Source organism: Paraburkholderia strydomiana (assembly GCF_046030495.1).
Taxonomy (GTDB): domain Bacteria; phylum Pseudomonadota; class Gammaproteobacteria; order Burkholderiales; family Burkholderiaceae; genus Paraburkholderia; species Paraburkholderia strydomiana_A.
This window is the reverse complement of the sequence record NZ_JAQQCJ010000063.1, coordinates 1-1,561: the sequence shown is the minus strand read 5'-3', so window position 1 is coordinate 1,561 and position 1,561 is coordinate 1. Positions and strand designations below refer to the sequence as shown.

Genomic DNA, 1,561 nt, shown 5'->3' with positions numbered 1-1,561 from the left:
CAGCTCGCGGCTGAAAAAGGCGTCGAGCTGGGCGTGTGCGTACTGGAAAAAGGCTCGGAGATCGGGGCGCATATCCTGTCGGGCGCGGTGATGGACCCGCGCGCGATCACCGAACTGATTCCGGACTGGAAAGAAAAAGGCGCGCCGCTCACCGTGGACGTGACCGAAGACCGATTCCTCTTTCTCACGGAAACCGGCTCGAAGAGCGTGCCGGTCTGGGCGCTGCCGGACAACTTCAAGAATCACGGCAACTACGTGATCAGCCTCGCGAACGTCACGCGCTGGCTCGGTCAGCAGGCCGAAGCGCTCGGCGTCGAAATCTTCCCGGGCTTTCCCGCGGCCGAAGTCCTGTACAACGACGATGGCTCCGTCAAAGGCGTCGCCACCGGCAACCTCGGCATCGGCAAGGACGGCGAGCCGACCGAGAACTTCCAGCTCGGCATGGAACTGCACGCGAAGTACACGCTGTTCTGCGAAGGCGCGCGCGGCCATCTCGGCCGTCAGCTGAACGAGAAATTCAAACTGCGCGAAGGCGTCGATCCGCAGGTCTACGGCATCGGCATCAAGGAACTGTGGGAAATCGATCCGGCGAAGCACAAACCGGGTCTCGTGATGCACACGGCCGGCTGGCCGCTGCAGAACGATACGTACGGCGGCTCGTTCCTCTATCACATGGATAACAACCAGGTGGTGGTCGGCTTCGTGGTGGGGCTTGGGTATTCGAACCCGTATCTGTCGCCGTTCGAGGAATTCCAGCGCTACAAGACGCATCCTGCGATCCGCGCGATCCTGGAAGGCGGCAAGCGCGTGTCGTATGGCGCGCGGGCGATTACCGCCGGGGGCCTGATGTCGCTGCCGAAGCTGGTATTCCCCGGTGGCGCGCTGGTCGGTGACGACGCGGGTTTCCTGAACGCATCGCGGATCAAGGGCTCGCATGCGGCGATCAAGACCGGCATGCTCGCCGCCGATGCCGCGTTCGACGCCGTGCAGGCCGGACGCACCAGCGACGAACTCACGGCCTACCCGGAGAGCTTCAAGACGTCGTGGCTGCATACGGAGCTGTACCGCGCGCGCAATTTCAAACAGTGGATGAGCAAGGGCCTGTATCTCGGCACGCTGATGGTCGGCATCGAGCAGAAGCTGCTGGGCGGCAACGTGCCGTGGACGCTGCATCACCAGCATTCCGATCACGAGATGCTCAAGCCGGCCTCGCAGTGCACGCCGATCACGTATCCGAAGCCGGACGGCAAGCTGACGTTCGACCGGCTCTCTTCGGTGTTCATCTCGAACACGAATCACGAGGAGAACCAGCCGGCTCACTTGACGCTGAAAGATCCGTCGGTGCCGGTCAACGTGAACTGGCAGACCTATGCCGGTCCTGAGTCGCGCTATTGCCCCGCGGCGGTGTATGAGTTCGTCAAGAACGACGACGGCAGCGAACGGCTCGTGATCAATGCGCAGAACTGCGTGCATTGCAAGACCTGCGACATCAAGGACCCGACGCAGAATATCGTGTGGGTCACGCCGGAAGGTGGCGGCGGGCCGAACTATCCGAATATGT

The 1,561-nt window shown here is 62.5% G+C and carries 1 protein-coding gene; it reads left to right on the top strand.

Annotation, left to right across the window (positions count from 1 at the left end; translation table 11 throughout):
* Nucleotides 1–1,561: electron transfer flavoprotein-ubiquinone oxidoreductase (locus tag PQQ53_RS34890; protein WP_408329265.1), on the top strand; the 1,561-nt coding region annotated here is incomplete at both ends.